Origin of the sequence: Streptomyces sp. NPDC017246, from assembly GCF_044331325.1 — a bacterium.
GTDB lineage: Bacteria > Actinomycetota > Actinomycetes > Streptomycetales > Streptomycetaceae > Streptomyces.
In genome coordinates this window covers 93,103-105,489 of record NZ_JBIRMW010000014.1, presented here as the reverse complement: position 1 = coordinate 105,489, position 12,387 = coordinate 93,103, and the positions used below count along the sequence as shown (strand labels likewise).

General features: G+C 71.3%; 13 protein-coding genes and 3 pseudogenes. 2 read left to right on the top strand and 14 right to left on the bottom strand.

What is annotated here, in order from left to right; genetic code table 11:
• Positions 1–99: 99 nt before the first annotated feature.
• The 14 genes and pseudogenes from ACH4MY_RS28510 to ACH4MY_RS28445 form a co-directional block, all read right to left on the bottom strand.
• Positions 100–864: a winged helix-turn-helix transcriptional regulator gene (locus tag ACH4MY_RS28510; RefSeq protein ID WP_398006602.1), complete on the bottom strand. Its 765-nt coding sequence runs from the start codon at positions 862–864 to the stop codon at positions 100–102.
• An 83-nt stretch (positions 865–947) separates the two neighbouring features.
• Complete coding sequence (locus tag ACH4MY_RS28505) at positions 948–1,616, bottom strand: hypothetical protein (protein ID WP_398006601.1); 669 nt, start codon at positions 1,614–1,616, stop codon at positions 948–950.
• Positions 1,613–2,089 (bottom strand): hypothetical protein, encoded by a 477-nt coding sequence (locus tag ACH4MY_RS28500; RefSeq protein ID WP_398006600.1) that lies wholly within the window; start codon positions 2,087–2,089, stop codon positions 1,613–1,615. The genes ACH4MY_RS28505 and ACH4MY_RS28500 overlap by 4 nt, the downstream gene beginning before the upstream one ends.
• Entirely contained in the window at positions 2,086–2,871 is a 786-nt protein-coding gene (locus tag ACH4MY_RS28495) for a glycosyl hydrolase (RefSeq protein WP_398006599.1), read from the bottom strand. Before ACH4MY_RS28495 ends, ACH4MY_RS28500 begins: the two co-directional genes overlap by 4 nt.
• Positions 2,868–3,479 carry a DUF4913 domain-containing protein gene (locus ACH4MY_RS28490; RefSeq protein WP_398006598.1) on the bottom strand — a complete coding sequence of 204 codons (612 nt, stop codon included), beginning with the start codon at positions 3,477–3,479 and terminating at the stop codon, positions 2,868–2,870. The genes ACH4MY_RS28495 and ACH4MY_RS28490 overlap by 4 nt, the downstream gene beginning before the upstream one ends.
• Before the next feature lie 93 nt (positions 3,480–3,572).
• Entirely contained in the window at positions 3,573–3,974 is a 402-nt protein-coding gene (locus tag ACH4MY_RS28485) for a hypothetical protein (protein WP_398006597.1), read from the bottom strand.
• Positions 3,975–4,182: 208 nt separating this feature from the next.
• Positions 4,183–4,449 (bottom strand): annotated as a pseudogene (locus tag ACH4MY_RS28480) (DNA cytosine methyltransferase); the annotation flags it as partial.
• Positions 4,450–4,570: 121 nt separating this feature from the next.
• Positions 4,571–4,744, bottom strand: a pseudogene (locus ACH4MY_RS28475) (DNA methyltransferase); the annotation flags it as partial.
• Position 4,745: 1 nt separating this feature from the next.
• The gene (locus ACH4MY_RS28470) at positions 4,746–5,333 is read right to left on the bottom strand and encodes a hypothetical protein (RefSeq protein WP_398006596.1); all 588 of its coding nucleotides are present in this window, start codon (positions 5,331–5,333) and stop codon (positions 4,746–4,748) included.
• A 38-nt stretch (positions 5,334–5,371) separates the two neighbouring features.
• On the bottom strand, positions 5,372–6,544 hold the full coding sequence (locus ACH4MY_RS28465; RefSeq protein ID WP_398006595.1) for a DnaB-like helicase N-terminal domain-containing protein: 1,173 nt from the start codon (positions 6,542–6,544) through the stop codon (positions 5,372–5,374).
• Positions 6,544–6,759, bottom strand: a complete 216-nt coding sequence (locus ACH4MY_RS28460; RefSeq protein WP_398006594.1) for a hypothetical protein — start codon at positions 6,757–6,759, stop codon at positions 6,544–6,546. The genes ACH4MY_RS28465 and ACH4MY_RS28460 overlap by 1 nt, the downstream gene beginning before the upstream one ends.
• An 8-nt stretch (positions 6,760–6,767) precedes the next feature.
• A pseudogene (locus ACH4MY_RS28455) lies at positions 6,768–8,556 on the bottom strand (type IV secretory system conjugative DNA transfer family protein).
• Positions 8,557–8,650: 94 nt separating this feature from the next.
• Entirely contained in the window at positions 8,651–9,619 is a 969-nt protein-coding gene (locus ACH4MY_RS28450) for a hypothetical protein (protein WP_398006593.1), read from the bottom strand.
• Positions 9,620–9,725: 106 nt separating this feature from the next.
• Positions 9,726–9,914: a hypothetical protein gene (locus ACH4MY_RS28445; protein ID WP_398006592.1), complete on the bottom strand. Its 189-nt coding sequence runs from the start codon at positions 9,912–9,914 to the stop codon at positions 9,726–9,728.
• A gap of 303 nt (positions 9,915–10,217) precedes the next feature.
• Here ACH4MY_RS28445 and ACH4MY_RS28440 point away from each other — a divergent pair, with 303 nt between their 5' ends.
• Both ACH4MY_RS28440 and ACH4MY_RS28435 read left to right on the top strand, forming a co-directional pair.
• Positions 10,218–11,369, top strand: coding sequence for a hypothetical protein (locus ACH4MY_RS28440; protein ID WP_398006591.1), 1,152 nt, complete (start codon positions 10,218–10,220; stop codon positions 11,367–11,369).
• Positions 11,370–11,539: 170 nt separating this feature from the next.
• A complete protein-coding gene (locus tag ACH4MY_RS28435; protein ID WP_398006590.1) occupies positions 11,540–12,376 on the top strand; it encodes an SAVMC3_10250 family protein in 837 nt (278 codons plus the stop codon).
• The last annotated feature ends 11 nt before the right edge of the window (positions 12,377–12,387 follow it).

Genomic DNA, 12,387 nt, shown 5'->3' with positions numbered 1-12,387 from the left:
GAGGGGAACGCGCCCGCGTGCGTAGCGCGGTGAACGGCTGGAGCGCACGCGGACGCTGTGGCGATGGCGGGGTGTCTCTGGTTCTGGGCGCCACCCGGATCACCTGAACCGTCCCGGGGTCGACTGGGCGGTCGCGGACGCCGGCACCCGTGATTGTGGCTGGGAGGCATGGCTGAACAGAGCGTTCGGTAGGGCAGTGCTCCGGCGCAGGGCTGCTGCGGTCCGCGGGCCGTCCGACCCCAACGGGACGCCGGGGTGGGTCCGCTGGGGCATGGTGACGGAAGCGGGCGGCGACAGGACCCGCTGCGTGGTCAAGGGGGCGCTCCAGTGCTCGACGGTCGCGTAGACGGGGCCCAGCTCCCGGCCAGCATCGGCCAGCACGTAGGGATCGCCGTGGCGTGGGCCCGTGCGGGTGACCAGGCCGTCGGCCTGAAGCCGGAGGAGGCGATGCTGGGTGAGGCTGACGTCCAGGCCGACGCCTTCGGCGATGTGGACGAACCGCATCGGGCCGCCCGCGTCGAGGACTTGGATCATGGCGGTGGAGTGCCGCAGCCGCAGACGCTGTACGGCGTCCTCGACACGTTCGGCTTCGGCCATCGCGCCGGGCGACAGATAGTTTCGAGACCATTCGGCCAAGGTGCGGTGCACGTGCGTCAGGGACTCGCCGAGGGCGCTGAGCCGGTACGGAGCCCCGTGATGCTTGTCGGTTCGGGTGACCAGTCCGTCGGCGTGCATGGCGGCCAGCCGCTTGCCGACCAGCTGCTCGCTGACGAAGGGGAGCCTGGCGGCGACATCCCGCACCCGCATGGGACGGCCTTCCTGGGCCATGGTCATCACCGACCAGGTGGTCCACTTGGGCCCCATCAGGGAAAACGCGTCCTCGATTCGCTGAGCGTCGAATGAACCGATGGGGAAGAAGGCGGGCCGGTCGGGCGTAACACGCGGGTTCATTCGGCCGCCTCCATCCGGGCGAGCAGCGAACGGACCAGAGTGGGCAGTCCCCCTGGTTCGCCGCCGATCCAGATGCGGTCGGCCGCCTCATCGAGGACGTACGCGGCGTCTTCGAGCAGGCCGCTGGAGATCTCCATGCAGGCGTCGGTGATCCGGGAGGCCGCGAGCAGCGACTGGGAGAGCACGTCGACGTAGTCGCCCGGCGGGAGCCCGGCGGCCTCGGCGGCGCTGCGGATCGCCGCCAGCTCCAGCGCGCTGAAGGCGAAGTCGAACCCGTTGTCCTCCTCGGCGTCCTCGGTCGCGGCGAAGGCCGGGTCCCGAGGTTCTGTGGGGATGCCCACGCTCGTGCAGAGCTGGTCGACGGCGGTGGTCAGCTCGGCGAGGGACTCGGTGAACCAGCCCAGCGCGGAGGCGTAGGAGGCCAAGGTGAACAGACCCGCTGGCGTGGCGGGACGCGGATCGGAGACCATGAACTCTTCGAGCCGGTTTGTCAGTTCGCGCACCACGCGCGGGCCGGCGGACAAGGCGCCCAGTACGGGGTGCAGGTAGGAGCGGCTGGCGACCGTCGGGTACTCGGCGGCCAGGATTCCGGAGACGCTCTGCGCGGCCTCGGTGAGAAGGCCGGCCAGATCGTTACGGGACAGCGGGGCGCGGTCGGCGGTCATCGCTGGGGGACCTTTCGGGAAGGGGCGGCCGTGGAGTGTGCCGCTGTGGGAGGAGCTGCCGGGGCGGTCGTCGGGCGGCCGGCGGCCAGGGAAGAACGGGACCGGGTGGCCTGGACGCGGGCCTCGTCGGCGGAGGGCGTCTCGGCTATCTGTTGAGGGGCGGTGCGTAGGTGGGCCGAGCGGTAGACCGCGTAGTCCTTCCGGCTTCCGGCAGCGACGAGATAGACCTCGCGCTTGTGGTTCGAGGTCGGTGGGGCCGGGCGGAACTGGATCACCAGCCGGTACGAGACCGAGGGGTCGACGTAGACCTTGTGGAAGACGGCGAGGCGGCCCTTCAACGGCAGGCAGTCGTCACTTCCGTGGACCAGGTTCTGCAGCTCCAGGAGAGCCAAATCGCGGATCTCATCGGGAAGTTCCCGGAGGTCCGAGATGGCGTCAGGGTGTGCGGCGAAGGCGAAGCGGGCGCGGCTCACGGCAGCCTCCCCTGTACAAGACGCTGGACCGGTCCCGCCGGAGGCGTACGGGTGGCGTCCAGGCTGGCCTTCGGCGTCGCGGACGCACCGGCCGATCGGGCGAGGGCAATGCGGGCCCGGACGACGGCACCGTTGTGATCGCCGTACTCCGGCGGTTCCGGCAGCGGGCCGCTGCGGTCGTCCAGCCAGGAGCGGGCGGCGCCGACGTCGGCGAAGGCACCCTCGCGCATCGTGTAGGTTCCGGCGGCGTGGTCCCACCCTTCGTGGAAGAGGCGGACCGGTGCCTGGGCGGCACTGGAGTCGCGTGTCAGCGTCCACGTCTCGCACGGATCGGAATCCGAGGTGTGGTTGTCGAGGACCTCGTACCGGGCGCCCGACTCGCGGATCTGCCGTTCGACCCACACAGTGAGGTCGTCGGCGGGCTCCATTACGCCGTCGCGGATCTTGGCGATCTTCTCGGGCGGACCGCCGCGTTCGACCAACCACGCCTGAGCGAAGGACACCGTGGCGTGGTGGCTCGTCTCCAGGGTGAACGTGAACCGGGTGAGATCCCGGGCGACGGCGATCGCCATGACCTGGGGCGCGCCAGGCACTCCCCAGGTGGCCGACTGGTCGTGGGCGACGACGAAGCTGTGGGAGCCGTTGGGCGTGGTGTGGTGCTGGGACAGCGCTGTCAGGTCACCGGACCAGATCCTCTCCACCGCTTCCTCGGACGCGGCATCAGCGGGGGCGAGTTCGTCGAGATCGAAATCGAAGGCGAAGTCCAAGCGGTTGTTCTTCATGCCGCCACCCCCGACGGCTGAGGGGCGGGAGTGGTCAGCACCCGGTGGTTGGGGCGGGTCGGGCTCGTCGTGCACGCGGCGAAGGGGCCGTCCGGGGCGCGGAGGTGGACGAGGGCTTGGTCCAGGTGGTCGCGGTGCCAGGTCGAGGGACCGGCTAGGCCGGCCTCGGCGTCGGTGAGCTGCTGCCACGCGAGCCAGAGGGCGTGCAGCCGGGCGACGGCCTCCGGATGTTCGTGCCACTGCGCGCACCAGGGGCGCGTCGTGCTGATCTCCCGGCCGTACACCGGCAGGAGGAGGTGGTTCACCCAGTTGCTGAGGGCGGCGAGTTCGACGGCGTACGCCTCGCCGCCCAGGGCGAGGATGAACACCGAGGTGGGGCCGTTGCTCTTCTCAGGGCCGGCCGCCCCGGCTTTCGCAGCGCCGTCCGTCTGCTGGTCGGCAGGGGGTACGGGATCGGGCTCGGAGCCGAGGCGGTCGAGGACGACGCCCTGGCGCCTGACCTCCGCGATGGTCTTGGCGAGGGCGCTGGCGAGGTCGTCGAGGTCTTCGTCGGAGACCCGGAACGGCTCAGGGGCGGGGGCGGGGGCGGTCGGGTTGGTGTCAGACATGAGAGCGTGCTCCATCTGTGAGACGGCGACATGCCCGAGAGGATGCGGAGAATCCGCAGTTTGGCTCGGCCGGGAAAACGCGGTAGGGAGCCGCTACCCGGCCGCGCAGCGCGGACAACGCGGGAACGGCGGTGCCAGCAACTGCAGCGCCCGAGTGGCCTGTTGGGGTACGACACCGTTGCCGAGCGCGGTGAGCTGCGCCGGGCGTCCGAGTCCCGGGGTGGCGGTGACCCAACCGGCGTCGAGGCCCTGCATCCACTCGACGAAGTCGGCACGGAGCCGACCGGCCGCATCCGTGGGCGCCGGCGCGGGACGGGTGAGCGTCTCCCAATCGCCGCTCGACTCCTTGGCTTCCGGGGACGGCTCCGCCCACAGTGGCAGGACCACCCCCGGCAGGGGAGGGCGCCACCCCTTGCCGGGGCGGCGGCCCGGGGTGCCCGTGTCGCTGGCCCGGGGCGTGGGCAAGAGCGACGCCGCCGCACTGGGCCGGGTCATGTCCCCATTGCCGTGTCGCTGGTTGGGAGATCCCTTGATCCCGTCCGACGCCTTCGGGGTCGGCAGCAGGAGCCATTCGACCTCGTCGGCCAGGTTCGGACCGTGGCCCCCGCTCTTCCTCTTCGCCGGGTGCTGGGAGCCGCCGTTCTTGCCGATGTTGCTGGGCGGCGTCTTCAGCAGGGTCTCCGGCGGGCCAGGCCGTGAGGAAGGTCCGCTCGCGCCGGTGCGGGGCTCCGACGTCGGAGGCGCGAAGCACGAGCCACTTCGCGTCGTACCGGAGGTCGGCCAGGGATCCGAGTACGGCACCGAGTGCCCGCAGAGGAGGCTGACCTGCGGTGTCTCCCAGACACCACGGGCAGGGTTCCACGTCGCCAGGGGAACCGGCGGGGGAGGTGAGGAGGCCTCGTACATTCTCGATCACTACCAAGCAGGGTCGGAGGGCCTCGACCGCACGGGCGACGTGCAGCCACAGTCCCGATCGGGTCTGGGAGTTGAGTCCGGCCCGGCGGCCGGCGACCGAGACGTCTTTGACAGGGGAAGCCGGCCGTCAGGACGCACACCCGGGGGACGGTGGACCAGTCGACGGTCGTGATGTCGCCCAGGTTGGGGACGCCGGGCCAGTGGCGGGCCAGGACGCGCGAGGCGTTCGGATCGACCTCCGCGTGCCAGGACAGGGTGCCGCCGAGAGCGGCCTGCACGCCCAGGTCGAGACCGCCGTATCCGGAGCAGAGCGAGCCGATCAGCGGAGGGCGAGAGGCGGTGGAGGGCATGTCACCGGCCCCGTACGGTCCGGGGCGCGAGAGCCTTCGCCAGTGCCGGCGCGGCGGGGGTAGCCGGTACGGCCTCGTACACGGGGATGGTGGTCCGGCCGAGGGCTGCCCGGAGCCGCCTCGACGGCGGCGATACCGCCGTCGAGGCGGCGTGCAGCGAGTCGGCCGCCTCCCGCAGGGCCGTGTCCGCCGTCCCGAGGGCCTCGTCGATCACACGCCCCGCAGCTTCCCGGGCATCCCGGCTGTCGGGCCGGTCGTGCAGGTGCTCGGTCCGTTCCAGGAACGCGAGCTGCTGGGCCACTTCCCCGAGGGCGGACGCCGCCTCACCGGCGGGCCGTACGGCGGCGGAGAAGCTGGACACGGCCAGGGAAGTGCGAGAGTCGTATTCCCTGTTGACAGTGCGGAAGAGGACCTCGTCGCCCAGCTCGGTGATCAGTTTGCCGAGTTCGGAGATCTGCTGGGCGACGGCGACGCTGCTGGGGAGGCGGTGAGGATCGCCGGGGACCGGGAGCTTGCCGCGCTGGGCGTCGAAGGCCGAGGCCGTGGCACGTATGGCCAGGGCGTCGGCGAGAGGGTTCGTGGTCACCATGAATTCCCGTACATGAGGAGGAGCGGTGGACAGGGGCGTCAGCTGTGGTTGCGTGAGGGTGGGCGTGCGGCGGTCGGGGTGGGCCCGGGGCCGAGCCGGCCCGGTGGCGACGGGGCGGCGCGCGGCGTACTGCGGGTGAGGGCCGCGTGTACCCGCGCCGCTGGTGGCCCGCTCGGAGGAGGAGCGGTGGTTGGCGCCCGTGAAGCCGGCCGGCCCTGCGCGGTCTGCCAACGGGCGCGGACCTCATCGAGCGGGCCGAGCGCGTGCAGGGCGTGGTTGATGAGCCGCCCGGGGGCCAGGACCTCGTCCTCGGCAAGGGCGCGGACGGCGTGGGCGGAGGCGGCTGCGGTGCGCGTGATCGAGGAACGCATCACCTGCTTGCCGAGCCACTCGGCGTCACCGGCCCCCACGCCGTCGCAGATGGTGGTGAACCGGTCTTCTGACAGCGTGCCGTCGGCCAGCAGGCCGCGCCGCTGGGCCTCCCAGAGCAGGGTGATCCGGTCGATGGGCTCGCCCCGGTGGTGCAGCGCCCCGAGGCATCGGTAGAGCTGCCCGTGGACCGGGTCGGCGAAATCCCCGGGACGCAGCCAGTCCACCACCTCGCCCATGGCCCCCGGCCGCTCGACGAGGACGGCCAGAAGGAACTCCTCGTCCTCGGCAACCCGATCGGCCCGAGCCGGCGGAAGGGCAGGCGGGTCGGGGGCCTGCGACGTCGCGGGCGCGACCGGTCGCGGTTCGGTGCCCCACCGCCGTGCGAGATCGGTGAGCACCCCCGTCAGGACGTCCGCGTAGTGCAACGCTCCCTCGACCTCGCCTCGCAGGGCGCCCGCGCGAGCCTCCTGGTGAAGGCGGATCGCGTGCTGGGTGACGGTGCGGTGGATCGCCCCCTCCAGCACCATGCGGCCGTACACCGGAGCGTGCGCCGGACGCGGACAGGCCGAGACCAGCAGATGGGCGTACGACGCGGTCAATCCCCGGACATGGAGGCCGGCCTCGGCAACCGCGTCGGTCACCCACGACAGCGGCACCGGCCCCTCGCCCTCCACCGCGGGGTGGCCATCGCCTCGGAGCTTGCGCAGCGCGGCGAACAGCGCCTGGTGGACCGGCCGGTAGAAGTGGTCCGGCGCGAGCCACTCCAGGTGCGAGAGCTGGCCCGGGTCGAGCAGCACCGCGCCGAGGACCGCCTGCTCGGCATTCAGCAGCGGGTTCATCAACGACCTCGCGTGCGGGAAGCGGACGGCTCACTCGGCCGGGCACGCAGATCGGCGACCGCACGGTCGGCGGCGGCCACCGCCTCAGCGAAGTCGTCCAGCACGGTGGCGAAGGAAGGATCGGCGACGGGAACCGACCCGGCATCGCCGACCAGCCACCACCGTCCCTCGTGCAGGACGACCGGCGACTGCGCCAGCCGCGCGGAACGCGGCATGGGCGCGCTCATGCCGACAGCCCGAAGTCGTCGTGCCCGACGGTCTTCGCCAGGGCCCGCTCGGTGATCGCCTTCGTGGCGCGGGCGGAGGCCGGCCCGACGACCTTGGCGGAGGGCTCCTTGTACCAGGGCCGGATGCTGAGCATGGCGATCCGCAAACCGGTGGCCAGCAGCAGCACCTTGCCCTTGGGCAGGGCGCGGATCGCGTCGGGCGGCAGGATCCGCTCGGTGCGCATGCTCACCGAGGTGGACTTGCCCCCCTCGCTCGTGGAGACCGAGACGGTCTGGACGTCGTGGTCGCCGACCTGTCGGCTGAGGCGGTCGGCGAAGTCAGCGTCGTCGATGCCCGATCCGACGATCTTGACGGTGGCGGCAGACCAGAGGGCGTCCATCCCGGCCTCTCCCCAGCACCGCTGGCCCTGCCGGTAGGACTGCAGGATCGTCATCGGGATGACACCCCGGCTCCCCAAGTGCGAGTACAGGTCCGGGAGGTCGCTGATGCGGCACACGTTCGCCGCCTCGTCGAGGACGCACAGGGCGGGCGGGTCGAGCCGTCCGCCGGATCGCTCGGCGACGATCACGGCCGCGCGCATCACGGCGTCGGCCGCCGCCGCGATGATCGCGGACGCGCTGCCGCCGCCGTCCTTGCTCAGCAGGTACAGCGTGTCGCGGGAGGTGGCGAAGGCGAGGGGCCTGAACTCGGGGAGGTCCATGCTCGGGGTGACCCAGGCGGCCACGTCCGGGTCGAGCAGGCAGCTCGCGTACTGCCTCGCCGTCTCATAGATGCCGTCGCGCGTCTCGGTCGCGCCGGAGACGGTGCCCTGGAGCTGTGCTGCGACCGCGTCGTGGCCGGCGTCGGTGAGCAGGTCCACCGGGGTCCGGTCGGCGGGGGAGGCGAGCCAGGCCAGCACGTCGATGATCGGCCGCCGATGGCTCGCGGCGGCCAGGAACAGCGCGCCGAGCGTGTTGGACGCGGCGGTGGACCAGAAGTCGGAGCCGCTCGACTCGTCCACGCTCGCCGCGACGAAGTGCCCGGCCAGCCGCTTGGCCCCGGTCAGATCGCGGGCGTCGGCCAGGATGTCCCACCACATCTCGCGCGGGTGGTGGGCGATCTGCTGGGGGTCGAGGGTCCAGACCGTGCCGACCTCGGCACGGGCGTCCACCGTGGTGGTGAACGCGTCGTTCGCGGCCTTGTTGCTGGTGAGCAGGACCGGGCCGGGAGCCGCGAGGATCGCGGGGATCGCCAGGCCGGACGTCTTGCCGGAACGTGGGGCCATGATCGCGACGATCACGTCCTCCCAGGACGCGCGGACTTCGGCGCGACCGGGGTCGAGGGTGCCGAGCAGGATGCCGCGGTCATCAGCGGCGACCTCTTTTACCCTCCCGGTCGCTTAGGGAGGGCCGCAGGCTCTTCGCCTTGGCGGTGATCTCCTTGTCCAGCAGCGGCGCCAGGTCGTTCTTGCGGGCGAGACCGGTCTTGGCTCCGGAGCGCCAGCGCATCCACAGCACCAGGCTGGTGGTGATCAGGCCCAGGGTGAGCAGGCCGGGCAAGACGCGGACGCCGACCAGCAGCGCGGTGGTACTCAGGGCCGGCCACAGCACCTCGGGGTGCAGCAGGGCGTCGGTGGCGCGGAACGGGGCCCACGGGCCGCTGCTAACGAGGGAGTTGGTGAGGTTGCCGGTCAGCCAGGCCAGCGAGCCGAAGGCCATGGCGGTGCCGAGGACGCCGAACAGGAGATAGAGGAGCGCGTCGGAGCCGGTGGTGGTCGACGGCGGACTGGTGCGCGGGGAAGGCACGGGCGGTTCCTTGGGGGTGCGAGCGGGCGGGGCGGGGCGCGCTCGGCTCTCGTGCAGCTCACGGACCTACTCCTTGCGGATCGAACGGAACACTTCATCGGGAGCGGGGGGCGGGGTGTACCGCCGACGGGGGCGGCGCGGTGGACGGCGGGGCACTGGTGCCGTTGTTGCTCTCAGCCGCCAGGGGGGAGACCTGGCGGGCAGCGGCCAGCCGTCGGGCCTCGGGAGCGACGGCCTCTCCGACGTAGCCGACGGCCAAGGACGGGTCGATCGCGACGCGGTACCCCAGGTCGGCCAGCATGCTCGCGGCAGAGGAGGAGGCGAGCTGCCGGTCCGGGCCGACGAGGCGCGACGCGAGGCTGTAGGAGGCGGGATCGCCCGGGTTGCCGGGGGCGGCGAAACCACAGGAGCGCAGGATGTGGTGGGCCGATTCGGGCAGGCCGGTCCGGCAGTCGGCCCAGACCAAGTCATCGGCCCAGGGGAAGATTTCGACGTCGGTGCCGTAGGTGTCGGCGAGGTTGGCCATGGAGGGCCCTTCTGGAGAGCGGCGCGGTGGGGTGCGCGCCGGGACTCCTTCGGTGCCGGGCGACGACGGTTGTCGGGGGCCGGTCTGCGGCTTGGAACCACGGGGGGCACTACGGCGGTCGGCGTCCGGATCGCGGGCGGGAGGCTCTGCGGCGACCGGGCTGGTGCCGAGGATGTCGTCGAGCAGTTCCCGGGTCCGCAAGACGTTGACCCTCTCGTGGTACCGGGGGTTGGTCCGCTCGGCAGGGCACGCGGTGATCCCGTCCTCGGCGGCTGCCAGCTGCTCCTGAACGTCCTGGAGCATGACGTGGGCGGCAGCCAGTCGCGTCCAGGTCTCGAAGACCTCTTTGGGCGTTGCGTCCGCGGTGAGACGGGCGATCGTCCCGGGGACGGAGTACGGGTCGGCGGAAGCGCTGGGTAGGTGTCGGACCCGCGGCGGCTTGTCGGAGCTCGGTGCCACGCTGCGGTGTGCGTGCCGGATGTTGAGCTGCATCGCGGCGCCGATGGCCTCGCCGATGCTGGAGTAGAACTCGGGCACGGTTCCTCCGTGAGTTGGTGGTGCTGGCTGGCCAGGTCGGGTGGAGCGCGTGCTCCAGCCGCAGGAACGGTCCTGGGTCTGGGGGCGGAAGGCAGAGGCGGCGGAGTCACGGCGTCACCGGCAGGGGCAGGCTGTCGGCGAAGGACGAGAGCCGTTCGCGGACGGCGGGGTTGCCGGCGGTGACGCCGCACACGAAGCACGTACGCGACAGGCCGGCGGATGAAGCGGACGAGGAGAACACTCGATCACCGCCGAGGACCGGAGGCACGGGGCGGGCGCGCAGCCGCACGGGCATCCGTGGACTCGATACCGAAGACCGAGACGACCTCGGCCTTGGCCGCCGCAGGCGACACGGCCAACGCCGCGCTCTGGGAAGCAGGCAGATCCGAGGACCGCGTCCGCGTCTCGGCCTGGGACGGGCCGCCGGCACGACGCAGCTCGTCCTCCGAGTCGACGACCTCCGACTGCGCCGAGCTGACGAACTCCGCCGCGAAGCCGAACCGGTCAGCCAGCGCGTACGCCTCGTTGTCGAGGTCGGTGATGTGTTCGCTCGCCGCCTCCAGCGCTTCCCGGACACGTTCGGGGCCCCGTGCTCGGGGTGAAGGAGCTGGTCGACCGCTTGCCGAAGGTCCGCCCCGTTCTCGGCCGACCTGATGCGGTCCGTGATCTGAAGGAGCGCGGCTCCGGCGGCGTAGGGCCCAAGGGGATTCGCCGGAGTACTCATCCGGGCCACGTCCAGGGAAGGAGCGAGATCGACGCCGTAACGGGCGGCACGGAGCATCTCGGCCGCGTGGCTGGCGATGGCGACCCGGTCGGCGACCGCGGTGGTGGTGGGAAGCCGGTGGCGCCGTCCGTGCCAGTCCTCGATCTGCCGGAAGCCGGCGTGCTTGAGGATCATCGCGGAAAGATCTTCATTGGCGCCCTTCGCCACGACACTGCCGCTGGCCTCGGAGGAGATGGTGATGAGAGGGGCAGGCACAGAAGTCTCCTGGGCACGGGAAGTCGGATGGGGTGCGGTGGGCATGTGCCCGAGATCGGCCGCGATACGGCGGCACTCGGTCTGGAGGCGGAAGGCGTCGCGATAGCCCTGGTGCAGGCCGCCGTCCTCACGGGCGAGGGTGGCCAGGACGTGCACCTGACGGGGCTGGTTGCGCAGGGCGATCCACCGGCAGGCATCCGGATCGCCTTCCGGGGCGATCCCGACGGCGGACACCAACCGGCGGGCGACGACAGCCCACTGCGCGTCGGTGAGGTCCGGCCGGTGAGGATCGGAACGGACCGAGCAGACCCACGTCGGCCGGTTGGGCGAACGTGCCCCGAGCCGCTCGACCGGAGCGTCGAGAGCATGGGCCAGGTAGGGCAGCGAGCCCGGCTCGGCGAGCAGCTCGATCGGCGACCCGTGACCGTCGCCCGCGATCAACCGGGGGCCGACGTGGGCACCGCGTTCACCCGGCCCGTACAGGTACGCGAGCAGGCCGGCGGTGTCGCTGGCGCGCTGCAGATGGGCGATCACGACGTCTACCTCGAAAGAGAAGGAAGAAACGAGGGCCCGGGAGACCGGACCAACAGGGAGAGAATCCGCAGGATTCGGGATTTAGCCCGGCCGGGGATCCCTGATAGAGGCCCTGCTCACCCGGCCCCTGGCCTTGGTGGGAGAGGAGGCACCGGTGCCCCGCCGAAGCGGGGCACGGGACAGCTAGAAGCGGGGGTTCTCGCTGGGCCGGTCGGCGTCAGTGGCGGCCTGGAGTAGCTCGGTGAGGTCGTCTGCCGCAGTAATCCGCCATTCACTGCGGGCATCGCCCTGACGAGTCATCATGGCGACGGAAGTCCGACCCATATGCGTGAGGAGGGCCTTTGCTGACCTGCGAGCCGTGGGTCCGCGAGTGTGTTTTCTGACTAGCCAGTGTGGGGCTCACCACCATGAGCAAGCTGGTCTCACGGCCGTGTGTTGTCTCGCAGCGCACCCCGCCAGCGTCGATCAAGACTACGACCGCCGTGACGTTCGGTCAGGCGGACTGCGGAGTAGACGGTGGAGGCTGGCAAGATGAGGCCGGGGCGATGGACGTGTGGGGGTTGGAGTTGCGCGAGTTCGTCTACTTGTCGGACGGGAAGATCAGTCAGTTCCTGTCAGAGCCTGGGCGGCTGCGCTTCTTGGGGGCTCTGCGGTTAAATACGCCTGTGGGGGGCGTGGACGTGGACGCACCTGCGGCCGATGGCGAGTGGGAACGGCTGCGCCGACTGAAGAAGATATCCAAGCATCTTGAAGAGAAGGCCCGCTGGTTCGCTGACGACGAGCTGCGTCCGAGAGACTGGATGTGGTTCGAAGCCCCTCTCCACTGCGTCACGCTGCGCGGGGGCTACCGTCACATGGTGCTGTTTGCCGACCCTGTGCCCGGTCAGGACTCCGAGTACGACGACAAAGCGGCTTGTCGCCTGCTGCTGCACGGGTCGGCCCGCCATCTGATCGGATTCGCGCCGACGGTGGTGGACGGCCCCGTACTGGGCATAGACGGAGGCTCCAGCATCGGCACGACGTTCCTCACCACGGCAGGCCATGTCGTCAGGGCACTGCCCGTTGAGCACGACCCTGTGGCTGAGGGCACCGAGTCGCCTTTCGCGTGCGTGAACGGATCGGGTGTGCGTGACCTCCTCACCGCTGTCGACACACGCAACGAGGGCGCCGGCACCGCGGCGTGGATGTATGGGTTCGCACGGGTGACCGCGGACTTGCCCGCCGAGGGCGGTCTTTCGCGCTGAGTGCTGGCCAG